Origin of the sequence: Methylobacter sp. sgz302048 (genome assembly GCF_052162025.1) — a bacterium.
Taxonomy (GTDB): Bacteria; Pseudomonadota; Gammaproteobacteria; order Methylococcales; family Methylomonadaceae; genus Methylobacter.
Window position 1 is genome coordinate 4,029,379 of the sequence record NZ_CP197401.1, and the last position, 25,123, is coordinate 4,054,501.

The 25,123-nt window shown below is 49.8% G+C and carries 19 protein-coding genes; 5 read left to right on the forward strand and 14 right to left on the reverse strand.

Annotated features, from left to right (window positions below; translation table 11 throughout):
• Window positions 1–8: 8 nt before the first annotated feature.
• The 12 genes from ACTNE6_RS18075 to ACTNE6_RS18130 all read right to left on the reverse strand — a co-directional run bounded on the left by ACTNE6_RS18075 (window position 9) and on the right by ACTNE6_RS18130 (window position 15,150).
• Complete coding sequence (locus ACTNE6_RS18075; RefSeq protein WP_194968147.1) at window positions 9–1,226, reverse strand: type II secretion system F family protein; 1,218 nt, start codon at window positions 1,224–1,226, stop codon at window positions 9–11.
• A 1-nt stretch (window position 1,227) separates the two neighbouring features.
• The gene (gene gspE / locus ACTNE6_RS18080) at window positions 1,228–2,931 is read right to left on the reverse strand and encodes a type II secretion system ATPase GspE (RefSeq protein ID WP_442497736.1); all 1,704 of its coding nucleotides are present in this window, start codon (window positions 2,929–2,931) and stop codon (window positions 1,228–1,230) included.
• Window positions 2,932–3,086: 155 nt separating this feature from the next.
• Window positions 3,087–4,085: a lipopolysaccharide heptosyltransferase I gene (waaC, locus tag ACTNE6_RS18085; RefSeq protein ID WP_442497737.1), complete on the reverse strand. Its 999-nt coding sequence runs from the start codon at window positions 4,083–4,085 to the stop codon at window positions 3,087–3,089.
• 12 nt (window positions 4,086–4,097) lie between these two features.
• A complete protein-coding gene (waaF, locus tag ACTNE6_RS18090; protein ID WP_194968300.1) occupies window positions 4,098–5,060 on the reverse strand; it encodes a lipopolysaccharide heptosyltransferase II in 963 nt (320 codons plus the stop codon).
• Between the two features lie 49 nt (window positions 5,061–5,109).
• On the reverse strand, window positions 5,110–6,033 hold the full coding sequence (locus ACTNE6_RS18095) for a branched-chain amino acid transaminase (RefSeq protein ID WP_194968144.1): 924 nt from the start codon (window positions 6,031–6,033) through the stop codon (window positions 5,110–5,112).
• Between the two features lie 40 nt (window positions 6,034–6,073).
• Complete coding sequence (gene glnE, locus ACTNE6_RS18100; RefSeq protein ID WP_442497738.1) at window positions 6,074–8,944, reverse strand: bifunctional [glutamate--ammonia ligase]-adenylyl-L-tyrosine phosphorylase/[glutamate--ammonia-ligase] adenylyltransferase; 2,871 nt, start codon at window positions 8,942–8,944, stop codon at window positions 6,074–6,076.
• A gap of 270 nt (window positions 8,945–9,214) precedes the next feature.
• Window positions 9,215–10,543, reverse strand: a complete 1,329-nt coding sequence (locus tag ACTNE6_RS18105; RefSeq protein ID WP_442497739.1) for a transporter — start codon at window positions 10,541–10,543, stop codon at window positions 9,215–9,217.
• A 490-nt stretch (window positions 10,544–11,033) separates the two neighbouring features.
• On the reverse strand, window positions 11,034–11,507 hold the full coding sequence (locus ACTNE6_RS18110) for a hypothetical protein (RefSeq protein ID WP_442497740.1): 474 nt from the start codon (window positions 11,505–11,507) through the stop codon (window positions 11,034–11,036).
• Window positions 11,508–11,531: 24 nt separating this feature from the next.
• A complete protein-coding gene (locus ACTNE6_RS18115) occupies window positions 11,532–12,224 on the reverse strand; it encodes a C39 family peptidase (protein WP_442497741.1) in 693 nt (230 codons plus the stop codon).
• 25 nt (window positions 12,225–12,249) lie between these two features.
• Entirely contained in the window at window positions 12,250–12,615 is a 366-nt protein-coding gene (locus tag ACTNE6_RS18120) for a hypothetical protein (protein ID WP_228778826.1), read from the reverse strand.
• A gap of 109 nt (window positions 12,616–12,724) precedes the next feature.
• Window positions 12,725–13,096 (reverse strand): hypothetical protein, encoded by a 372-nt coding sequence (locus ACTNE6_RS18125; RefSeq protein WP_194968141.1) that lies wholly within the window; start codon window positions 13,094–13,096, stop codon window positions 12,725–12,727.
• Window positions 13,097–14,250: 1,154 nt separating this feature from the next.
• The gene (locus ACTNE6_RS18130) at window positions 14,251–15,150 is read right to left on the reverse strand and encodes a winged helix-turn-helix domain-containing protein (RefSeq protein ID WP_442497742.1); all 900 of its coding nucleotides are present in this window, start codon (window positions 15,148–15,150) and stop codon (window positions 14,251–14,253) included.
• A 558-nt stretch (window positions 15,151–15,708) separates the two neighbouring features.
• Between ACTNE6_RS18130 and ACTNE6_RS18135 the strand changes: the two genes are divergently transcribed.
• On the forward strand, window positions 15,709–16,653 hold the full coding sequence (locus tag ACTNE6_RS18135; protein ID WP_442497743.1) for a peptidoglycan DD-metalloendopeptidase family protein: 945 nt from the start codon (window positions 15,709–15,711) through the stop codon (window positions 16,651–16,653).
• 47 nt (window positions 16,654–16,700) lie between these two features.
• Here ACTNE6_RS18135 and crp read toward each other — a convergent pair whose 3' ends face one another.
• Window positions 16,701–17,354, reverse strand: coding sequence for a cAMP-activated global transcriptional regulator CRP (gene crp / locus ACTNE6_RS18140; protein ID WP_194968138.1), 654 nt, complete (start codon window positions 17,352–17,354; stop codon window positions 16,701–16,703).
• 141 nt (window positions 17,355–17,495) lie between these two features.
• On the opposite strand from crp, the gene ACTNE6_RS18145 reads away from it, so the two are divergent.
• Complete coding sequence (locus ACTNE6_RS18145) at window positions 17,496–17,915, forward strand: OsmC family protein (protein ID WP_442497744.1); 420 nt, start codon at window positions 17,496–17,498, stop codon at window positions 17,913–17,915.
• Between the two features lie 5 nt (window positions 17,916–17,920).
• The gene (gene speD, locus ACTNE6_RS18150; RefSeq protein ID WP_194968136.1) at window positions 17,921–18,727 is read left to right on the forward strand and encodes an adenosylmethionine decarboxylase; all 807 of its coding nucleotides are present in this window, start codon (window positions 17,921–17,923) and stop codon (window positions 18,725–18,727) included.
• Between the two features lie 250 nt (window positions 18,728–18,977).
• Here the strand turns inward: speD and ACTNE6_RS18155 are convergent, their stop codons facing one another.
• Complete coding sequence (locus ACTNE6_RS18155) at window positions 18,978–19,454, reverse strand: hypothetical protein (RefSeq protein ID WP_442497745.1); 477 nt, start codon at window positions 19,452–19,454, stop codon at window positions 18,978–18,980.
• A 143-nt stretch (window positions 19,455–19,597) separates the two neighbouring features.
• Here ACTNE6_RS18155 and ACTNE6_RS18160 point away from each other — a divergent pair, with 143 nt between their 5' ends.
• Entirely contained in the window at window positions 19,598–24,724 is a 5,127-nt protein-coding gene (locus tag ACTNE6_RS18160) for an AAA family ATPase (protein WP_442497746.1), read from the forward strand.
• Entirely contained in the window at window positions 24,717–25,121 is a 405-nt protein-coding gene (locus ACTNE6_RS18165; protein WP_194968133.1) for a response regulator, read from the forward strand. The genes ACTNE6_RS18160 and ACTNE6_RS18165 overlap by 8 nt, the downstream gene beginning before the upstream one ends.
• Window positions 25,122–25,123: the final 2 nt, after the last annotated feature.

Genomic DNA, 25,123 nt, shown 5'->3' on the forward strand with positions numbered 1-25,123 from the left:
AATTTCCATTAAAAAGCTAAGTCATTAACACTCAAAATCGCCAGCAGAATCGACACGATAATACCCGCAATCATAACGCCCAGAGTGATTATCAAAGCCGGCTCAAGCAATGCCAGCATACGCTGTATCGCTACTCTAAGCTGTTTATCATAAATAGTTGCCACGCGCAGGAGCATTTCTTCCAGCTTCCCTGTTTCTTCGCCCATTTTTATCATCTGCATGGCCATTTTGGGCAGTACGCCTTTTTCCAATAAAGCGTCCGACATGTTCCTGCCCTGCTTTAACTGCTCCTCGGCATCGGCACAGACCTCGGCCAGGGCCAAGTTGTCGACAGTTTCACGCGCTATCGCCAAAGCAGTCAGTATAGAAACGCCATTGCCCAGCAAAGTTCCCAACGTGCGGCTGATGTTGGCGGTTTCCTTGTTCAGAATGATGCTGCCGAATAAAGGCATGGCCAGAAAGCGCCTGTCCCATGCTTTCTTGGTGACCGGGTCGGCCAGTTGAAAATTCATATAGCCGTAGGCGACAACCATGAGGAGCGCCAGTATCCACCAGTAGCTTTGCAGCCATTCAGCCAGGCCGACCACGATCTGGGTCGGCACCGGCAAAGCCTTGCCGGCGCTCTCAAACATTTCGGTAAATTGCGGCACGACGAATGTCAGCATCACAAACAACGACGCCAATGACATCACCAACAAGATGACCGGATAAATCAACGCGGTGCTGATCGTATCCTTCAATTCGCGCGAACGTTCCAGATAATCCGCCAGCCGCGTCAACACTTCGCCCAAGCTGCCGCCCGCCTCGCCCGCACGGATCATATTAATATAAAACTTGCTGAAGACTCCGGCCTGCTTCTCCAGCGCATCGGCCAGGGAGGAGCCGCCTTTCACTCTTTCCAGAACCCGTCCGAGCAGCTTGTTCAGGCGCTCGTTGTCAGCCGTCAAATCCATCAATACTGACAGCGACCGGTCCAGAGGCAGGCCGGACTCCAGCAAGGTCGCCAATTCGCTGGTCAGCAGGCCGATCTCTTTCTGGGACAGGCGCGACTGTTTGGCTCCCAGATTGAATCCGAGGAACGATCTGGCGGTGGCCGGCGCCACGCGGATCGGTATGTAACCTTCCGATTGCAGGGCCGCGATCAGCCCTTGCTCGTCAGAGGCATCGCGAACGCCTTCCTCAGTCTCGCCCAGGCTGTTGATGGCTTTATAAGAAAACAAAGCCATATCAGCCTTCCGTTGTGACGCGCATCACTTCTTCTATAGTCGTGATGCCTTGCAAGGCCTTCTGCAATCCGTCATCGCTCATCGTGACCATGCCCTGTTCGATAGCCAGTTTCTGAATGGTGCCGGCTTCTTCATGCGCCATGATCAGTTTACGGATCGGATCCGTCATCAGCAGAAATTCGATGATAGCCAGACGTCCGCGATAGCCAAGCCCGCCGCAGGCTGAGCAGCCGACCGGTTTGTACAGTACGATATCGCCTTCCGGCATGAAACGCCGCAAATGCCTGTCCTCGACAACGAGAGGTGGTGCGACATAAGGTTCCTTGCATTCCGGGCACAGTTTTCTGACCAGCCGTTGCGCCAATATGCCATTCACGGTGGAAGTGAGCAAATACTCTTCCAGCCCCATATCCAGCAAACGCGTTACACCGCCGGCGGCATCGTTGGTATGCAATGTCGATAACACCAAGTGCCCGGTCAGCGCCGACTGCACGGCAATTTTCGCCGTCTCCAGGTCACGCATCTCACCGATCATGATGACATCGGGGTCCTGACGAACGATAGAGCGCAACGCCGCGGAGAAAGTCAGACCGATCTGTGGTTTGGCCTGAATCTGGTTGATGCCCTCCAGCTGATATTCCACCGGATCTTCGACCGTGATGATCTTGCGCTCGGACGTATTCAACAGCTTCAACGCCGCATATAGCGAGGTTGATTTACCGCTACCAGTCGGACCGGTAATCAGGATAATGCCATGCGGCTGCGCCAGAACATCGATGAACTGTTTCGAATGCCTGCCGGAAAAGCCCAGGGACTCGAAATCGAATACGGTGCTTTCCTTGTCGAGCAAACGGATGACGACGCTTTCGCCGTACATCGTCGGTATGGTCGACACACGCAGGTCCAGCTCCTTGCCGAGCATTTGCACCTTGATGCGGCCGTCCTGCGGCAGCCGGCGTTCGGCAATGTTCAGCTTGGCCATGATCTTGATGCGGGAAATGACGGCAGCTGTCGATTTAACGGGAGGCGCATTGATATCCTGTAAAACGCCGTCAATGCGCAGCCTGACTTTCAGGGCTTGCTCGAACGGCTCGATATGGATATCCGAGGCGCGCATTTCGATGGCGCGCTGCATGATCAGGTTGACCATTTTGATAACCGGCGCTTCGCTGGCCAAATCCTTTAAATGCTCCAGATCTTCCTCGCCGCCGGTATCTTCGAACTGAAGATTATCGACAATCCTTTCCATCTGCGACCGGCCTTCGCCGTACTGGATTTCCAGCGCCGCATCGATTTCCGACAGCAGGCCGACCTTGGGAATGATCTCCTTGCCAGTCGCCAGCCTCAGCGCATCGATCACAAACTGATCTTCAGGGTCCATCATCGTGATGGTGATGGCCTCGTCGCTGTTTTTGATGCCGATCACATGGTTCTGTTTTAAAAAACGTAATGAGATGTTTTCCGGCAATTGCATCTCCAACGGATACTGATCGGCTGTAATCTTCTCGAACCCGCCTGACTCGACAAATGCGTCGGCCACATCGAGTTCCGAGCACAAGCCCAGCTTCACTAGCAGTTGAGGCAGATTTTCCGAAATGGCCGTTTTTCTTATGCGCTCAACTTTGTTCAGTTCACCGGACGAAAGTTTGTCCCTGGTCTGTAACGTTTTCAATAAATCATGGTATGCGGTTGCTTGCTCTGTCATATAAATTCCATCTGCCGCCTATCCCACCTGTTCTTGCGAGAATAAAGCCTTGCTATTAACTAAACCTGGCACCTTTATAGGTTTTCTTATAAACCAACTGTGACTCGGTTTTCAACCTTTAGTTCCACAACTGCACTATTATTTCTGTGATTGAGTCACAGCCTCAATAAAGTTCTGGCCTTGCCGATAATCTCCTGCTCGCTGATCTCTCTGATCGAGTAATCCTGCTTGTTCAGTTTATAAGGATTGACGCTTGATGCCGACTTCACCACTTTGTTGATATCGGTCTGATAGACGCGGCTGACCGGCGTCGGGCCGAAAATCGTGATGGATGGTCTATTCAAGGCCCAGGCCATATGTGTCGGCCCCGTGTCATTGCCGATCAGCAGGTCGGCCTTGGCGATCAATGCCTTCAGGCTGTTTAAATCCAGTTTCGGCATGACGTTGATAAAGCGCGACTGCGAGGCCATCGAATCGGCGGTGTTTTTCTCCTGCTCGCTGCCCCAGATCACCAGACAGTTCTGCTGTAACGCCTCGGCTATCTTTATAAATCTGTCGGCCGGATAGTTTCGGCTTTCCCAGGTTGAGCCGATGACCAGCACGATATTGAGCCGATCTTGCCGCAAATAAGTATAGAGGCTTTGATCTTCATGATCGAAAAACAAAAACGGCTTTTTGGTCAGGATTTGTTCCCTGCTGATGCGGATGCCTAAAGGCTCCGACAGCACCGTGGCATTCCTGTCGATAGTATTAGCATCATAGGCGCAGGCCACTTTGACATCGTAAAACCAGGAGGCTGCTTTCTCCCTGACCGAGTCGGCATCGAAGCCGGCGACGCGCTTGCCCAGGAATCTGGCCGTAACCGCCGATTTAATCAGACCCTGTGCATCAATAACCAGATCGTAGTTATTTACAGCATAACCGCGAATTGTTTTAAGCTGTCTGAAAACAGACATCTTGTTGTTTTTCAAGGATTTCAGGTTGACCATCAGGACGTTGTCAATATCGGGATTGTCCTTCAACACGCCGGCAAAGCGCTCTTCCACGACCCAATCTATCCGGCTGTCAGGCAAGGCGGCCTTGATGAATTGCAACGCCACCATGGCATGGACAATATCGCCCAGCGCGGACAGTTTGACAATGGCGATTCTCACTATATCTGACCTTTAATCCACTGCGATCAGATCAAGCACCTGGTCGGGCCGGATTTCAGTCAGACAGCGCGTATGGCCCAACGGGCAGTCGCGCTTGAAGCAGGGCGCGCAATCGAGATTCAACGAGACAACCTGGGCTTTTTTATTCAGCGGCGGCGTAAAGCCGGGGTCCGAAGAGCCGTATATCGCGATGACTTTCCTGTCGAGCGCGGCGGCCACATGCATCAGTCCCGAATCATTGGTCACGACAGTACTGGCCAGCGACAGTAAATCGACCGCTTCGGCCAGCGAGGTGCGGCCGCTGAAATCAGTGCACAGTCGGCCGGCTTCCTGATTGATGGCTTCCGCAACGTCTTTGTCCTTGTCGGAACCGAACAGCCAGACCTGCCAGCCCTGAGCGATTTTTTGCCGCGCCACCTCGGCATAATGGCCGGCCGGCCAGCGCTTGGCAGGGCCGTATTCGGCGCCGGGGCACAAGGCCAGGATTTTCTCCGAGCGGGTAAGGTTGAATTTTTCAATAACGCGCTGCCGCCTGTCCGGTTCAACCATGATCCGCGGCGCCGGATATTCGGGCGGCAAGACTGCCGCTTTCGGCAAGCCCAGCGCCACAAACCGCTGAACGGTCATGGTCAGCCGTTTTTTATCCAGTTTGCGGGCATCGTTGAGCAATCCCCAGCGGCATTCCCCAATGTATCCTGTGCGCCTGGGAATGTCGGCAAAGAAAGGTATTAAGGCCGACTTCCAGGAATTGGGCAACAGAAAGGCTTGATCATAACCTGCCGAACGCAGCTGCCTGCCCAGTTTTATGCGATTTATCAGGCCGAATTGCCCGCGCTTCAGCGGCATGGAGATGGCCGTTGTCACTTCAGGCATGCGTTCCAACAATGAAAATGTCCATGCCGGGGCCAATACATCGATTTGGCAATGCGGATCAGCCTGTTTCAGCGTGATGAACAGGCTTTGCGCCATGACCATGTCGCCGACCCATGAGGGACCGACGACCAGGATCTTTGTGATGTTACTTTTAGGCAACGGGAGTCAGCCACTCGGCATGATCGTCCCGACGGCCATGCACATAGTCAAAATACAGGGATTGGAGTTTTTCTGTGACAGGACCGCGGCTGCCAGTACCAATAGCCCGTCCGTCCAGTTCTCTGATCGGCGTGACTTCGGCAGCGGAACCGGTAAAGAACGCTTCATCGGCGACATAAATTTCATCGCGGGTAATGCGTTTTTCGATCAGCTCGAAGCCTTGTTCTCTGGCGATCGCGATAATCGTATCGCGGGTAATGCCTTCCAGCGCCGAGGTGGTTTCCGGGGTGTAAATCTTGCCGTTGCGCACGATGAACAGGTTTTCGGCACTGCCTTCGGCCGCATAACCCTGATGGTCCAGCAACAAAGCCTCATCGTAGCCGGTAGCCAGCGCTTCCTGCAATGCCAGGATGGAATTGATGTAATTGCCATTGGCTTTGGCTTTGCACATGGTGCTGTTGATATGGTTTTTGGTATAGGAAGACGTGCGGATACGGATGCCTTTTTCTATGCTCTCCGCGCCCAGATAGGCGCCCCATGACCAGGCCGCGACCATGACATGGACTTTCAGGTTGTCGGCCCGAAGCCCCATGCCTTCCGAACCGAAAAAGCACATACTGCGGATATACGCGCTGTCCAGGTTGTTTTTAGCGACCGCATCGCGATGCGCCTGGTTGATTTCGTCTTTGCCGAAAGGCATTTTCATGTTCATGACATGCGCCGAACGGAACAAGCGATCCGTGTGTTCCTGCATTCTGAATATCGCTGTGCCTCTTTTCGTATGATAGGCTCTCAGACCTTCAAATACGCCCAGACCGTAATGCAAGGTATGCGTCAACACATGGACTTTAGCTTCCCGCCATTCAACCCATTGCCCATCCAGCCAAATAACGCCGTCTCTATCGTCCATCGTCATTGTTTATTCTCCACCATTAGTGTTTGTAATTGCTTAATAATTATTCCATAAAATCGTGCCACATCTGTTCGACCTGCGCCTTCATTCCGGCAATTTCAGCTTCATCGATAATGGCGCGATCGCCCTGTAAAACCAGTTTATGACCATAATCACGATATGCGCAGTAGATGGCTTTAAGCGTTTCCGCCTGGTCCTTAGTCATAAAACCCTGCGCCTGCAAACCGTCCAGCAGCCTGACATTATCCGTATAGGTGGTCAATGCGACGTTTTTCGACGCCTGATCTAAAACGCCGAATTGTACTATAAACTCAATATCCGCAATACCGCCTTTGCTTTGTTTTAAGTCAAACTTGTCCGCTTCGCTCGAATCCAACGCGGCGCGCATCTTTTCGCGCATTTCGCGGACTTCCTTTTTCAACTGCTCGGTATCGCGCGGCAAACTCAGGATTCGGCGCCGGATCGCTTCATACTGCTCTTTCAGCCGCCGATCGCCGGCGATGAAGCGCCCCCTGACCAGCGCCTGATGCTCCCAGGTCCAGGCCTGGTTTCGTAAATAATCTTCATACGCATTGACATGGGTAACCAAAAGCCCTGAATGACCGCTGGGCCGCAACCGCATGTCAACCTCGTAAAGCACGCCCGACAACAATTTGGTATCGAGAATGTGCCGGACTTTCAGTCCCAGGCGCCCGTAAAACTGCGTGCACGGAATCGGCTTCGGGCCGTCGGTCGGCGCATTGCCGTCTGCACAGTCATACAGGAACACCATGTCCAGGTCGGAGCCATAGCCAAGCTCGATACCGCCCAGCTTTCCGAACCCGAGCGCGGCAAAGCCTATCGCCTTGTCATTGCTGCCGGGCGGGTAGCCATGTTTTTCGGTCAGCATCAGCCAGGCACGCTCGACAACATGTTCGACGATGCTTTCGGCGATATAAGTCAGATAATCGCTGACCACCATCAGCGGAATAACGCCCATAATATCGGCCGCCGCGACCCTGAGCACATTCAACTGCTTGAACTGCCGCAGCACGATCATCAGCTGCTCCAGGTCCTGAATCTCGATTTGCGCCAGCAAAACCCTCAGTTGCGCATCAAGATCGGCTTTTTTCAGCGGCTCGAATAGCGAATGCGCATCAAGCAACTCATCAAATAAAATGGGATAATGCGCCAGATAATCGCTGATCCAGGGGCTTGCCGACGACAGGCGGACCAATTGAGCCAGCGCGCCCGGATTCTCAGCCAGCAGCGACAAGTAAACATTCCGTCCGACGACAGCTTCAAATAACTTCAGAATGCGCATCAAGGTTTCATCGGGATTGTCGACCTGCATCATGGCTTCTATCAATTGCGGCATCAGGCGGTCAAGGACGCCGGCGCCTTTGGCTGTCAGTTTTCTGACGGCCAGCGAATTTTTAAACGCCTTGATAGCGACCAGCATCTCATCGGTTCGCTCGAAACCGTACTTGCTCAGGTCGTCTGCCAATTCGGCGTCATCGGCTGTGCAGTTCCAGATTTTCTGGCTGATGCTGTCGGCATCAGCCTGTTTCGACAGCGAGAAGACCAGACCAAACACGGCATGCACCTGAGCTCTGACGCGGTCCAGATCGGCTTTAAATGTAAGCCAGTCGGCATAATCCAGCGAATAGGCCAGTATTTCCCGCACGATCGGATCGGTAGGCAAATCATGCGTTTGCCGGTCCTGATATGCCTGAATATGGTTTTCCACCCGGCGCAGAAAACGATAGGATGCAATTAACTGCTCGGCGTCCCTTTGAGTCAATAACTCCAGTTCGCCGAGCCGCTGGAGAATATCCAGAATGCCGCGCTTCTGCAGCGACCGTTCACTGCCGCCGCGAATCAACTGAAAAGCCTGGCCGATGAACTCGACTTCGCGTATGCCGCCCGGCCCCAGCTTGACGTTTTCCATGCGGTCCTTGCGTTTCAGCTCCTGCATAATCTGCAACTTTAACGAACGCAATTCCTCGAAAGCGCCGTAATCGAGGTAACGCCGGTACACAAAAGGCTTCAGCATGGCTATCAGTTGCGCGCCGGTTTTAAAGTCGCCCGCAACTTGGCGGACTTTGATCATGGCGTAGCGTTCCCATTCCCGGGCCTGGGTTTGATAATAGATCTCCATGCCATCGAAATTCATGATGATGGGGCCGCTGTCGCCATACGGTCTGAGCCGGATGTCCGTCCTGAACACAAAGCCGTCCACGGTCATTTCATCGAGCACCTTGACCAAACTCCGGCACAGACGAGTAAAGAACTCACCATAAGTGGTTTCCTTGCGATCCGGCAGGACGCCGTCTTCGGCATAGGCGAAAATCAGGTCAATATCGGAAGAATAATTCAGCTCGTAGGCGCCCAACTTGCCCATGCCCAGCACGATCAACTGCTGTGGACTGCCGTCAGCTAGCAAAGGCGTGCCGCGCAAGTCGCAGGCTTTCTGATACAGGAAGTCCAGCGCATATTGAATACAGGCATCGGCCAGCAGCGACAATTCAAGCAACGTTTCATTCAGATCAGCCCAGCCGGCCAGATCGCGCCAGGCGATCCTGATCATTTCCCGCCGACGGAAACGGCGCAATTCAGACATCAGCGAGGCTTCGGAATCGACCGCCAGCTGTGCCATTCGGCTATGATAGCCCTGCTCGTCATAGGCGATGAACAGATCGTTGGAATTCACCAGGTCGACGATGATTTCCGGCCGGCGCGTACAGCTTTCCGCAACAAAATCACTCGATCCCCAGACCTTGACCAGTGAAGCCACGAATTCCGGCGCTGCCTGAAAAGTTAGTTCCAATTCGGAAAGCCGTCCACACCATGCACTCAGGGATGATGTTACGTTAGCGCTTAACGCTTCGGGTAATGCTTCAAGTTCAGATTCAAGATGATTGATAAACGACATGCTCGACCCACAGACCTGGAAAACCCCCATGATAACCAATCCGTGAACGGATGCATAAGATGTATTTGTCTGAAATGCCCTGAGAATATCAAGACAACACGCAGAGCGTGACCATGATCGGCAACGGATCAAATAAGTTGTCTGATTTGAACGAAGCATTATTCACTTTCTCAACCAGCGCATCCTTAATGCGGCGCCCGGAGACCAGACATTTTTGTCTTTTTCAATGGCGTCAGAGCCTGCCTTCCCTCTATGCCATAAATAACGGGATTATGAGCCTGATGAGAATAAATCAAAAGTCATCGGCACCCTGACATTCAGCTTAACATCCTGCGAATCGTCTGTCGTGCCTATTCCGAGCGACAAGTTTAAAGTCGTTTTGGGAGTGTACTTGAAAGAATAGCCAACCAAGAGTTGTCCTATATCCAGTTCGCTGTCACTCACTGACGCACCGTTAATGTCAGATCTGAAGACATGTTTGTGCGAGTACCCCAGACTGAATGATGAGCGTTCATTAAGGCCAAAGCCCATACCGAAGCTTAAGCCTACCGCATCGCCCGGATCAAAGTTGCCAACGGCCTCGCTCGTCTCGGCGTTATAACTGTAACTGATATTCCCGAAAAAAACGGCCGGGTCCGAGGGGTACATCGCCGTGATGCTGGGCTGAATGCTGAAATAGCCTACGCCTGTTGGCAACTCGGTCGGAAATTGCGCTCCAGCTACGCCTTGAGCCATTGCATATTCCACGTCAAACGGGCTTGTTCCTGTCGGAACCGTTGCCACCAAGTTGCCTACGAGAATCGGCCATCCGCCGGAACCGCCGCTAAGCTGATAGCGGGCAGCGAATTCCAGATCGCCTATATCAGTTCCAGTCGCATTGAATGTTTCATCAATACCTGCGCCACTGTCCGCAGGACGTGAACGTTGCGTGTCTTCACGGTAGACATAAGGTGCTTTGAACTCCAGTTCAAGGCGATCCGTAATGCCATACCGCGCGCCCAAATTGCCGATAAAACTGTGCCGTTTAATCTGTCGAATATCGATGAGGCCGACAGTAATAGCGGGGAAAGTATATGCATCAAGAAAAACCCTGTTGTTATCGATATAAGAGTATTCCAATGAAGGCTCGAAGACGAGATTTCCCTTTCTGGTTAACACGCCGCCGACAGTCTCGCTCAAACGAGGAAGTTCGGGTGGTCTAGCTTTTTCTTTTGTTTGCGGAGGTGCTTCACCAACAGGTTTGGAAGGAAGCGGATTTTGTGACTGCATGCCGGCATTCATTTTCGCGGCCACTACAGGCGGCTTGGCCGCCTGATTGACCGGCGCCGGCTTAATTCCGGCTGCCGGGTTTGTTAAAGAATCGAGACGCGCCTTTAACATCTCGATTTCCTTACCCTGCTCAGTAATGATGCGCCGCTGTTTCTCGAATTCTTTTTGCTGCTCCAGAAAAAGTTTTCGGTATTCCTCGATGGAACTCTCCTGGTGCCTTGCGTTTTCGGCAAAAGCTTCGCTATTAAGCAGCACACCTGAGCTAAAGACAAATCCGTTAAGCACTCCCACGAGAGAAAATCCCACACCCCCAATTTTATCTAGCTTCATTTACTTCATTTCCATTATTTCACTGACACGAATAAACAACAGCCCTTCCCTGATTTAATAAACGGCTAACCACTTCAAGCGCTAAAAACTGCAATCGGTAATTAATGAAGAACTGTCTGACTAAAACTACGACTGGAATGAGCCCCCTTGGAGATCGGCTTAACGTTTATCTATGAAACGTTGAGCAGACTGTGAAAACCAATTTTTAAATAGTTATTATTATTAAAATATGTTTTTCTTTTTATATTTCATTACATATTGACGAACAATATATAGACGAACAATTAGTGATATTACCTAAGTAGATTTACTTATTGGCTGATGAAATGCCAACGGTAAGCGCTTCAGGAGAATTCGATATGCCGTGTAAGCGCGAATTTACTTGTGCCCCTTGCGGGTATTCGCAATGCCTGTCTATCTCGAGTGTTCCGGGTCGAATACCCTAAAGGGCACAAGTGAATTCGACCCTGCAACCGCGCAACATCGGTTATTAATTTGCGATGAGTGAAATGGTGTTTGGCAGACCGGGAACAAGTGTTGAGATATTTGAGGGCAGGTTTCGCAAGGTGATGTTAATCTCAGTAATAGCGTTGATGATCTGATTGTCCAGATTATTCTGGATAACAGAGTGCAGCCCAGAATCAGTCAATACTTGTGATAAGTTTTGTAAACCGCTCTGAGAAAGCGCAACGTTGCTCGGTAACTGAAATACAGAGGAAAAAGATTCCTTGCCATTCAGATAAATTGTTTTTTCCAGACTGACATCAATCATCATGCCATTCGGCAAAGTGAAGCCGCCGCGTGATTCGGCCAGCTCGGCATCGGATGCGGCTTCCCAATTAGCAAGTGGGCTGTCCGCCTCTGCCGTCAGATCAGATGCCGGCGCTTGAGAGGTGAAGCCGATCAATAGCCAAACTGCAGCTGCGGGGAGTTTTCGGTAACGATTAAATCGGTAAGCTTTCATCTTAAATACTCCTGAATCAAGCTGTTAAAAATCCCAATGCCCCGGCTGCAGCAGATTGAATTCCCCCAAGCTGGCTCGATCGACTGCCGATCCTAATGGCGCTTTAATCTGAAGTTCCCAATCTTCCTGAGCCTGAAAACGTGCCGCCGCCCTATTCGGTTGATTATGGATTACAAAGAGAATACGGTTGCCCCACATGTCCTCGAACTCATCGCGAGGGATCGTTTTCACGCCTACGGCTGGATCACCAACCAGAACCTCACGCTCATTGAGCCCTTTTATGATCACGAAATGCAGATAGCCCTTATTGTCGATAATAGTAATTGCCGGGGCCTTGGCTGCGATCAACTGATCCAGTTTGATTTTATATCCGTCAGCCTGATAGCCCCGTCTCTCCAGATAAAACTTCATATCCAATAACGAAAATCCCTTCTTCTGTATCAACTGCTGATCGCCGTTGTTATACATATCGGCAAATACACTTTGTTCATCGACCACATCGTCATAGTGATAAGTCAACAAACTTGCCAATGTTGCCGAGCCGCAGCTGAAATCATATTGCTGCTTGTAAACGGTCTTGAACCGGCGCTCTGCAAAACTCGTCACCGGTATATTGTAGTTTCCGGCTCCCGCGAGACCGTTAAAATCGATAGATCCGGCATAACTGTTCAACGCAGGCAGCATAAAAAAGATGTACATAACGATCAATCGTTTCATACCGCATCCTTCTCAATAAAAAAGCTCAAGGCATGATTGTCACATTCACGATAGTCGCATCCTGAATAAGAACATTATTGCCTGTATTCTGAATAACCGAGTTTATGCCGACAGCGTTAGCAAATGCGCCACTGTCAATAACATTGTAACCGGTGACCGTATTATTGGCTTCGTTGCCGCTTAACTCCGCCTTCAGGTTCATGCCATTAAGTGTTAGGTAATCTACACCGCCCTTTCCACGCTCATTGTCCAATTCATCCTGCATTGCAGTTTCGGCCTGCGAAAAAGCCAGCCCATTCCGGTCTTCAGCAGAGCCGGCAACCGCTGCCTGGCTTGAGATCATTACGACAAGGAGAGTCAATAAGCCACCCTTTAAAATCGTGTCCATCATATTCTCCTGATTCCGTTATTTTCACTGTGTCAGTAAAAGCCGGTAAGCAGCCATTCACTCATCGGCAGGCTTCATTAAATGAAGCTAAGCTATAGCTTAAACAGCCCTCTTACCGATTGACGTTTACGTTGCCTTGAACAGAAATCTGCTGTTGAACCAGTGCGTTGTCGCCAAGGTTTTGTACGCTCTGGTTAATGCCGGCTGTACTAACGAATGAACCGGCTATGCTGTTGTTAGGTGTAACAGAAGCAAGCGCAGTTATAGAAATGGCAGTTGTACCGGTAACAGAACCGGCCAAGGTTGAGTCATTAACCTTATAGTTAGAGGTTGCATTTCCGTCTATAGCTGAAACAGAACCATCACCGGCTGAAGGCAATTGCGCTTTCACGCCAATAAGAGCAGGGTCCGCCCATGCATTTGAAACTGAGCCCAAAGCCAACAGGATGCCTGCAGTTAAGATTTTTTTATTGAAATGTTTCATGTCATGACTCCTTACGAGATAGAAGATCATCAGATTTTTCTGATGTATTTGAATGAACTAGAAAAATCAGAATGACATTTGCAATCCCTCTAGCTCAACACCTACTTTAATTTCATTCACGCTAACCTTAAATTTCCATAGAACCGATTCAAACAATACCCAAAACCTGAAGAAACGCTTGAAGCAATTGAGCTTTTTCTTGCTGCTAAGGTTTTTTATTGGATGGGGTTCCAGCTCCATATGAGATAAAAAATCATCAGACTTTCTCTGATGCACTTGGATCAGCCAGAAAAACCGGATGCTGCTCCGGCGAAGTTACCAGCTCAACCACGGCTTTAGTTTTGATCAAGCTGACCTTAAATTTCCATAAAACCAATCTCAAAAAATACTCATAATCTGAAAAAATACTTATGCATTGATAAAAGGTTCATTATTGTTTGATATTTAAATTTAAGATTGGCGCAAACCGAATACCTTATATATCCGGAAGAAGCGAACAAGTTAATAGACCTGTTCCGGCGTTTTATTTAAGGATCAGAGAGTCTCTTCGGTTTTGGAGTTCTCTTTGATGATAATAAGAAGGAAAATGGTAGATATCGCGAATTTGCCCGTTTTTTAATAAATAAAAAACAAAAATCAGCTGGATTTTAAAATGGGCGGCTAATCAGTTTCATTGTTCGTTTGATTGATGGTTCATTTTCGTTCGATATTCAGCTCAATCAGCGCCATGATTTTTGCAATCTGAAAAATAAGCGCTTTTATCACTCATTCATATATTGCAGGCTGTGCTGAGCATGATGTACCCTTAAGGAGTTCTTGCGCCCCAAATTGTCAGCCCGCCTCAATTCGAAGACAGGTGGTTGAAATTAAATTGTTTTTTGCCGTAAATGAAAGGAATAGAGGAAGTCGATCAATGATAAGGGCAAGCAATTTGATCTCGAGGATCGCTGGGTGAGGCCTGGCCTATTTGAAAGGTTCTGCCGGATTGAACATGATTTAGCGTCGTCGACGAACCCGCTTCATTATCCAGCCTGTCTCTCGAGCAATATGATGCTCGATCGCAGGCTAATATTTATCCTGAGCCCAGTCTATCAGACAGATAAATGCGCTGGCAGCACATGCTATGGCCGTGCAATTTAATTTTCAGCAGGTTTTTATTGGGCCACAGGGGCAATGGCTGTCCCTGGCCATGCGACCAGATTGTCATAATTTTCTTCCGGGGCTTTTGTTTCAGCAGAAGAGCTCACATCAAGCCTGTATCCGAAGCCCTTGACGGTCAGAATCCATTGCGGGTTATCAGGGTCTTTTTCAATCTTTTTGCGCAGCAGGTGCATGTATTGATAAAGATCCGACTTTGTCGCGCGATTATTTCCAGGCCAGAGATGCTGAATGATTTCTTCGGCCATTAGTACGCGATCAACATCCCTGGACAGCAGCTCGAACAATTCAAATTCCTTGCGGGTAAGGTCAATGTTTTTCCCATACAATGAGACAGTTTTAAATCGACGATCAATTTGAAAAGGACCGACTGTTGTGCCGTGATCGCCATTGCCATTTTTCGGCATCGGTTCATATTGTGCCGCCTCTAACAGATGCCCTGATGCATCCCGATAAGATGCCCTTCGATCGGCCGTGGAGCGCCTTTCCTGAGTCCTTCTTTCACTGTGCACATGAGCATGCTGGATGAATTTCTTCAGCAGATAGCCATCCAATTGTTCAACAATGAGCTGCTCATCAAAAAAAGCCTCTATCCATGAGTCTGGTTTACTTTCAAGTGCATCACTATAGTCCTTGTCCCCTAATGCGCACACGGGTATCTGGTGAGCGAAGCTCATCGCTTGCAATACTAACCAGTCTTCTTTTTTCAATGAAGATACAGCCCACTGCATATCCAGGATAATCAGATCCAAGTGATTACTAAAGACTTCCTTATTGATGGTTACAGCATCGGCCAATTCAAGAAAAGTAAATTGCTGCGCATGGCAGTAGCCTTTCAGCAAGCCCCGATAATAATGATCCGTACTAATAAACAAAATTTGCAAATTTGCATTCATATTTAATCTCACGTTTCGTTAAAGCCACTTCACTATCTTTAAGTTCAGATACTTATGGAAAAAGACTGACATGTCTTTCGCTCTACTACTAAGCTTCAAATAACAACGCAAAAAAAGAGATGCTCATAAATAAACCCGGCACTTGCTGGACTCTCAATTCGCTACGGCCCAATTAACCTGTTTGCCTGGGAATCATTAACAAATTTGTACGAAAATAAAATCGACATGCCAATTCAGAAAATACTCTGATTTCCATCATAACTATCCTTTGCATGTGTTATGTTTGCGCTCACCCGAACTCAGCTGGGAATACTTGTGTATAGCGATCATAGCTGAAACTTATCAACAAAATAATCAGTACTATTGCTTATTCATGCCCAACATTTTTATGTTAAAAAACAGATATAAGTACATATAATTATTGATTTTTCAGGCCAATAAAGTATTTGCGGCCGCGAAGGTCGAACCACTGTTTGAGTCATGGACCCTGCATTTTTAAACTTACAAAAACTACAGAACTCTTATGGACAGAGAATAGACTTTGACCCCGACTAAAAAATGAGATTTAGATTACCAATTTTAATACTGTCAGCGCTCATTTCATTTAATGTCGCCGGCAAAAAACTTTATAAATTTCAGGATGAGCAAGGTACGTGGCATTTTACTGATCAGCCGCCCAAGACCAGCCAACAGGTAACTGTCAGGCAGATGAAGGTGGCGAGCAAGCAGCGGGTCTGGCTGTTGAAGTCCGGCGAAGGACGACAGCCAAAATATTATGTTCGCAACGATTATGCAGGTCCCGTGGAAGTCGAAGTCAATTTTGCCGAACAGAAAAACGTCCGCGCGATGCCTGAACTGCCTCAGCGTTTTGTTATTGCGCCGGGAGAATCGGATACACTTTTTGAAGTAGGCGGCATCAATGAAAAAGAATCCTCGGGATATGCTCTTCAATACCGTTACACGCCCGGCAGCCCTCTGCCACAGTACACGGCTAGGGAAAGCTATTTACCGCCGATTGCGCCTGATGCCTCGTTTCAAATCTCGCAGGCCTTTGGCGGCAGTTTCAGCCATACCGATGCGCAGAACAAATATGCCGTCGATATCGCCATGCCGATAGGCACGCCTGTTTACGCAGCCAAAGCAGGAATGGTCATGGAAGTCGACAATGACTTCTATAAAGGCGGCATTGACGAAACCTATAACTCAAAAGCCAATAGCATCAGGATTTTGCACACTGATGGCTCCATGGCGGTTTATGCCCATCTGGAAGAGGATAAAGCCCAGGTCTATCCGGGCCTGAAAGTGGCTGCCGGGCAATTGATCGGTTATTCCGGCAACACCGGCTTTACTTCCGGCCCGCATTTGCATTTTGCCATACAGATTAATAAAGGCATGACGTTGGCTTCCGTGCCTTTTGTCTTTTTGAACAGCATGGGGCACGCTGAAGAGCCGGTCGCCGGAGCCCGGCTTAAAGGCGTTGCGGCCTCCGTAGCGGCTAAATAATCTTGCTGCAAGGGCGGCCTGCCGAGCCGCCTTTGCTTGTTCGCGCCTTAGCGCGTACCAAACACAACAATCGTTTTGCCGTGCGCGCTGATCAGTCCTTTATCCTCCAGTTCTTTTAACACGCGCCCGGCCATTTCTCTTGAACAGCCGACGATGCGGCTGATTTCCTGACGCGTGATGTGCAACTGCATGCCATCGGGATGGGTGATGGCATCGGGCTCCTTGCAAAGATCCAGCAGAGTCCGGGCGATTCGTCCTTCCACATCCATGAAGGCTAAATCGCAGAACTTGCGATTGGCGGCCAATAACCGGCCTGATAATTGTTCGCCTAACATGAAAAGCAGATCAGGCGCATACTCGAGCAGTTCTTTTTTCAGCGCCAGGCGGAAACGGTCATAGCCTATTTCAGCCAACCGGCATTCACTGCGCGTTTTAATAGTGACTTTCCTCGTTTCTACTCCCTTAAAAACACCAATCTCTCCTATAAATTCATTTTTGTTAAGATAGGCCAGAATCAGCTCATGCCCATCGTCATCTTCCACGCAGACACTGACCGATCCTTCCACGATATAATACAGCCGATCCCCCGGATCTCCAGGCCTGATAATCGTGGCTTTGCTCTGGTACTTTTTTTTGTGGCAAAGATTTAAAAACTGCTCCAACGCCCTTTTATTGGAGTTTTCTTGGGAAATTAGTGTCATATTAAAAACTCATTCAATATCCATGTTGTATGTACGCCTTTAATAACAGTGCAGGATTTTAACAAAAAAATCAACATTGAAGCTCTGTCAATTGCATATTATATGCTACTCTATGCCACATTTTTTTAACCGGGGAAAAAAATGCGAGCGACAGTCAAATGGGTTGACGGAGTGATGTTCGTCGGTGAATCCGGCAGCGGCCATGCTGTAGTCATGGACGGCCCGCCTGATCACGGCGGGCGCAACATGGGCATACGGCCAATGGAAATGCTCCTGCTGGGGGTGGGCGGCTGCTCATCATTTGATGTAGTACAGATTTTACAGAAAGGCAAGCATGACATCGTTGATTGCGTGGCGGAAATCTCCGCTGAACGGGTCGATGCCATACCTAGCGTGTTCAGCAAAATTCATCTGCATTTCGTTGTAAAAGGTCGTGATTTAAAGCCATCGGCGGTCGAGCGGGCAGTTAAGCTGTCTGCGGAGAAATATTGTTCTGCATCCATCATGCTGAGCAAGGCGGAGGTGGAAATCACCCATGATTTTGAAGTTATCGAGGTTTAACCATTTTGAAAAAGTTGCAATTACAAGGCTTTAACAATTTAACGAAGTCTCTAAGTTTCAATATATACGATGTATGTTATGCCCCCGCCGAGCAGCAGCAGGCTTATATTGAGTATATTGATGAAGCCTATAATGCCGATAGACTGACGCAAATCCTTAAAGATGTTGCGGAAATCATCGGCGCGCAAATCCTCAATATTGCCCATCAGGACTATGAACCGCAAGGCGCCAGTGTGACGATGCTGATTTCGGAAGGCGACCTTCCGCCGCCGCCCAGCATGAACAGCCAGTCTCCAGGGCCATTGCCGGATACCGTGCTGGCGCATCTGGATAAAAGCCATATCACCGTACATACCTATCCGGAAAGCCACCCGGATAACGGCATCAGTACGTTCCGCGCCGATATTGACGTGTCGACCTGCGGCCAGATCTCGCCGCTGAAAGCGCTCAATTACCTGATCCACAGCTTCGAGTCCGATATCGTCATCATGGACTATAAAGTACGCGGCTTCACGCGCGACATTTCCGGCAAGAAACATTATATCGACCACAACATCACGTCGATCCAGAACTATATTGCCAAAGACACGCTGGAAAGCTATCAGATGATAGATGTGAACGTCTATCAGGAAAATATTTTCCACACCAAGATGATGCTGAAGGAAACCGAACTGGAAAATTACTTGTTCGAAAAGGAAAGCGATTTATCGGACGATCAGAAAGCCGAGATCCAGGAAAAGCTGCAAAAAGAGATGTTCGAAATCTTTTACGGCCACAATTTCCAGCGCAACTACGACGAAATCAAGCCATAATTCCGATGGCCGGCAAGGGCGATTGCCCTTGCCGGCTAGCGCCATCCCCTCCCATGCTCCATGCGCCTCATTAACCATCGCATGGAACTAATCCTGGCCAGCCCCGCTCAAATATCAGAAATAACGGACATGACCGTTATGCTTGACTCATATTGTTTGAATTTAAAAGCCGCCATCTGAAGCATTAGGCCAGCGTGCCGAAAAAGACATAAGCCGCATTTAGTACAGGCGCGCCGTATCAGCCGGTAAATTATTGATGTTTTCGCGCGTTTCTTTCCTCAATAATGGCATAGTACTCATCCGGTTTCGGCCGGTACAAGAACATGCCCAATGCCGACAGGCCGGTAAATATATACAACGTATTGAAATCATCGCCCAGCATGAACATGACGAAACCGAAGATTCCCACACTTTCAATCAATGCCATTGAAACGATAACAGTTAGCAGATAACGGTTTTTGCTAGAATCATCGCCGGGCATGGTTTGATTCAGCCGCACTTGAATATGCCGTATCAGATTGGTTAATGGAAAAGTGATGATGGCGACGGCATATAAAATCGTTCTGATCAGTTCCCGTTGATTTTGCGGCAGAGGCTGTTGCAGTTGTTCTCCGAAGCTATGACAGACAACGATATAAGCCACCAGCATGGCAAACATGATGGCGACTACCGTCCAAGGCAGGATAAGATCGGATTTTGATTTTTCGCGTTCAACTCGGTCCAGCATTTTGTTTCCCGATTAGGTCAATAAATGGCAAATATGATAGCAAACCCTACTACATAGGCTTACATTTGTATCTAACACACGCTTACATTCCAGAAAAAGTGCTATAGTCCCTATACGTAATTTTTCTGGCTAAGTCCGCTGCAATGAAAACATTATTAAATTATAAAATCCTCGATAAACTGGGCGAGAGCATGCATGCCGACGTGTTCAAAGCGTATGCCCTGGATGATCAGGACAAACTGCTGGCTGTTAAGAAAATCAGGCCGCAATTTTGCAACGAAGATGCAGCCTCCTACATACGCCAGCAGATCAACCAGCTCAGCGAACTTGAACTGCCTCGCAGCATTATTCCCGAACTCTATCATCCCGCTATCGACACCCTGTGCCTGATACAGCCGTATATTGAGGCCCAGCCATTGAGCCGCTGGCTGGAAACCCATGCCGCTCCCGATCTGACGACGACACTTAACATTATCATCGCCATCGCCGAGCAATTGGAAGCCATCCACAAGGCCGGACATATACACAAGAGCATAAAACCGACGAACATATTGATCGAACCGGAAACGCTGGCCGTCCAGATCATCGATGACATCAGGGTGCTGGATATTAACCAGCTCAGCCATTTTATCTATGAAGATCATTTTCGCGTACAGACGCTGCCGTATCTATCGCCCGAACAAACCGGCAGGATCAAGCATTCAGTCAATTATACGACCGATCTGTATTCGCTGGGCATGCTGTTCTTCGAATGCCTGACCGGCAAACCGCCTTTCCTGTTCGAGGACCCGATTGCCATCATTCACTCACACCTTGCGGAAACACCGGCATTCGCGCACGAATTAAACCCGGCCGTCCCCGAAATCATCAGCAAAATCGTCGCCCTGCTATTGGAAAAAGCGCCCGAAAAACGTTACCAAACCGCGGCCGGCTTGATAGTGGACCTGAAATACTGTTTACGGGGAATACAGCAAAACCGGAACATCAACAGTTTCATCCTGAAGCAGAAGGATTACAGCAACCGCATTACGATTCCTTCGTTAATGGTCGGCCGTGAGACGCAAAAAAAACAACTGCTCGACGAGTACAGCAAAGTCTGTGCCGGCGTGTTCCGCGCATCGCTGATTTCAGGCTTGTCCGGCATCGGCAAAACGCGGCTGATTCAGGAATTGCAGCTGCCAATCGTTGCCCATGCCGGCTATTTCACGTCCGGCAAGTTCGACCAGTTCAAAAAGCACATCCCTTACAGCACGCTGACCCAGGCTTTCAGCCATTTGATAAAAACTTTCCTGACCGAAGACAGGGAGCGCATCGCTTATTGGCGCCAGCGCATCAGCGAGCAACTGGGCGATAACGGCCGGCTGATCACCGATCTGGTTCCCGAACTGCATCTGATCATCGGCCCTCAGCCTGAAGTGCCGGATCTGCCGCCGATTGAAGCGCGCAACCGGTTCAATGACACGGCCGAAAAATTCCTGGCCAGCCTGATTTCAAAAGAGCATCCCTTAACCCTGTTTATCGATGACTTGCAGTGGTGCGACGGCGCCACGTTCGATCTGCTCGAGCGGATTTTCGACAATGCCACGGACTATCCATACCTGTTCTGGATAGGCGCCTACCGGCACAACGAAGTCGACAGCAGTCATCGGCTGATGCGCCTGATACACAGAGTCAAACAGGCGCGCCGGCCGCTGCAGGAAATCCGTCTGGATGCGCTGGGGCTTAACGAGGTCAACCAGATGACCGCGTATATCCTGAACACCTATCCGTCCAGAACCGAAGACTTATCGAAAATCATCTACCAGACCTCGGCCGGCAATCCGCTGTTCGTCAATGAAAGTCTGCGCTGGCTGCATACCTACAAGCATTTGCACCTGACTGAGAACGGCGCCTGGACATGGGATGACGAACAACTGCGCCATACCGCCATTCCCGATTCGGCGCTGGACTTGTTCAAGGACAAAATTGCCAAGCTACCGGAGCGCGTTCGAGAACTATTGAGCATTGCCGCCAGCCTTGGGGCGCGGTTTGATGCATCCGATCTGGCGTTGACAACGGCCATGACGCTGCCGGTTCTTTATCATGCCTTGACGCCGGCATTCAACAGCAACATTTTACTCAGGGAGAAGGACCAGCTGCTGTTTTTCCACGACCAGGTCCAGGCGGCGGCCGCCAGCTTTCTTGATGCCGATAAGAAACAGCGCGTACATTTACAGATTGCCAAGGCGCTCATCAGCGCCATTCCCGAAAACGCCGACCTTGAGACCCTGCACAATCTGTTCGCCATTGTCGAACACCTGGCTAACGGCCGGGAGCCCGATCAAAGCACCGAAAGCCGTATTGAAGAGGCGAAGTTCAATTACTACGCCGGCATCGCAGCCATGAAAGCACTGGCGATGGACAACGCCAACTATTTTTTCCATCAAAGCAAGAGTCTTTACCCTAAAGAAAGCTGGGATACCGATTATGGCTGTTTGTTCTCGCTGCACAAATATCTGGCCAGGACGGAAATGGCGCTGGGCAACCAGCCGGAATCGGAGCAGATCCTTAATACATTGATCAGTCGTGCAAAAAGCGATATCGACCGCATCGACTGTTTATATGAACAGACGACCGGCCTATCCTCGATGGGCAAATTCGAGCAGGCCATCGCCCTGGGCAATCGCGGCCTGGCCTATTTCAACCGCGCCATTCCCGAAAATGATGAGCTAGCGCTGGAGCGGGCGGCCGCGATCATCAAACAGATCCATCAGGGCGATACGGATATCTGGCAGAAAATCCTCGATATTGAACCCAGCAGTGATAGAGCTACTCAAATTGAAACCGGCATCTACAGCGAGCTGATCCCCGATTATTATCTGGCCGGCATGGTGCCGCAGCTTTATTTGTCGGCCATTCAATCGACGCAGAACTGTCTGGCGGGCGGCGTTGATGAATCGGTCATTTACGGTTTCTCGATGGTGGGTTTGTATCTGCAGCGCCAAGGTCAGTATGAGCTGTCTTTCCGCTATGAAGACCTGGGGCTGGCGCTGGCGCACCGCTATCCCGACACGTTTGGCGCAACCAAAGGCATTAACGGCATTTTATGGACCAATATGCATAACCGCAGCGATTCGGCTTATATTATCGAGCAGTGCCAGAAAAACATTCACCGCGGCAAAAACTGCGGCGACTTATACAATGCAGGCCTGTCCTACGGCCCGTATATCTGGCATTTGATCCATCAAGGCGCTCACTTGCGGCAAGTGATCGACGTGGCCGAAGAATGCATCCATTTTTCCAACAAATTCAATTTATCCTTGTCCCTGGGGCTGGCCGAAAGCGCGCTGGCCGGCTGGGCGGATATGATGAATACGGGGCGGACGCCCTTCAGTGAACAGGTCATAGCCGCCAAGCTCAACAAATGGGAGAGCGACAAACACGTCGTTTCGATAGGCGGTTATTACTCCCTGAAAGGCATCAGCAGTCATTACCTGGGCAATTACGAACAGGCGGCAGACTACCTGCATCAGGCGGAACCTTATCTGCGCGGCCTGAGCGACAACATCCTCAATCGCCTGTGGTATGTATTTCGCTATGTCAACGGACTCAGACTTCATAAGGTCATTCCAGCCGAAGAGCAAGAGATGCTGGATCTCTGCCTGGAACAGGTGCAAACCTGGGCCGCGCTAGGGCCGATCTTAAAGCCTTACCTGACCTTCATGCTGATGGAGCAGGCCAATCATGCCGGCGATTTCAGCGAAACGCGCCGCCACTGTCTCGATGCGATCGACCTGTGCAAACCACAGCATTTCACCTTGTTGGAAGGCTTCCTGAATGAGCGGCTGGGCCAGATACTGATAGAGACCCAGCATAGCTACGCCACTTACTATTTAAACCGGGCAGTGGGCCATTACCATGACTGCGGCGCGGAAGTCAAAGTCAGGCAGCTGATAGAAAACTACGCCATTACCTTTCAGCCCGATGAAGGCCTGTCCGCCGATACCTCGCTCGCGCAGATGCTCGATGTCAATTATTTGCTGCTGGCGACACGCACCATCACGCAACAGCAGGACCTGAACGGCTTGCTAAGCGCCATTCTGCAATCGATCATGGAGCGGCTTGGGGCCAAAACCGGCTATCTGCTCATCGCTGAACCGCAAGACCTGGTTGTATTGGCCAAAGGCATCAAACATGGTTTCGTCGATGTACAACTTCGAGGCGACCCAAACCTGAGCACTGATACCTTAAGCATGGCCATTGTCAACTACGTCTTTCGCACCACTGAAATGCTGGTTATCGACAATGCTACCAGCGAAGGCGATTTCATAGCCGACAATACGGTACAACATCAACACCTTAAATCGATACTGTGCGCGCCGTTATTGAAGCAACAGCATGCCCTGGGTGTCTTGTACCTGGAAAACAACCTGATCACCTCCGCATTCACGCGCGAACAAATCGAACTGACCCGATTATTGACCGCGCAAGCGGCGATCGCGCTGGAAAATACCCTGCTGATTGAGGAAATGAAGCGCAGCCAGGTACAGATACAATCCCTGAACGCGGATCTGGAGCAGCGCGTTGAAGAACGCACGGCCTCGTTGAATAGCGCCAATGAAGAATTAAAGCATTTCGCCTACGTCGTATCTCATGATCTGAAAGCGCCATTGCGGGCCATCAACCAGCTCTCAGGCTGGATCTGCGAGGATTACGCCGACGCTTTTGACGAAGACGGCCGCGAGCAAATGGCCCTGCTGCGCGATCGAGCCAGACGCATGCACGACATGATTGACGGCATTCTGCAATACTCCAGGGTCGGCCGGGTTGCGGAGCCCGAGGAGCGAATCGATTGTTCGCAATTGCTGGCCGAAGTAATCAGCCTGATCGCTCCGCCCGAGCACATCGAAGTGCATATTCAAGCCGATTTGCCGGTCATCATCGGCGAAAGACTGAGACTGTTTCAGGTTTTTCAAAACTTGTTAGATAATGCCATCAAATATAACGATAAGGACAAAGGTATTATCTCGGTCACCTGCATGGAACAAGATCATGACTGGCAATTTTCGGTAACCGACAACGGTCCCGGCATCGATAAAAAATATCAGGAAAAAATATTTCAATTATTTCAAACTTTAAAACCTAAAGACCAGTCAGAAAGCACAGGTATTGGTTTAAGTGTGATAGAGAAAATTGTCACGACATGGGGCGGCAAAATCTGGCTTGAGTCGGAAGTAGGAAAAGGAAGCTCGTTTATTTTTACCATACCTAAAAGAAAAGAATATGAATAGCATGCAACCCATCTTGCTCGTTGAAGATGATCAAGTCGACATCATGACCGTGAAGCGCGGTCTAAAAAAACTCGGCGTCGTCAACAAACTGGTTACGGTCCATAATGGTGAAGAAGCCTTGCATTATCTGGAAACTTCGGACGAAGAGCTGCCCTGCATGATCCTGCTGGACATCAATATGCCCAAAATGAATGGTCACGAATGCCTGAAGCAACTGAAGAGCCATCCCGCCTTCAAAAACATCCCCGTGGTGATGCTGACCTCCTCGCTGGAGCAGCAGGATGTCAACCAGAGCTTTGACCTCGGGATTTCCGGCTATATTCTGAAACCTGTCGAGTACGATCAGTTCATCGACGCAATTCAGGTACTCAGTTCCTACTGGACCCTAAAAAAATAAGT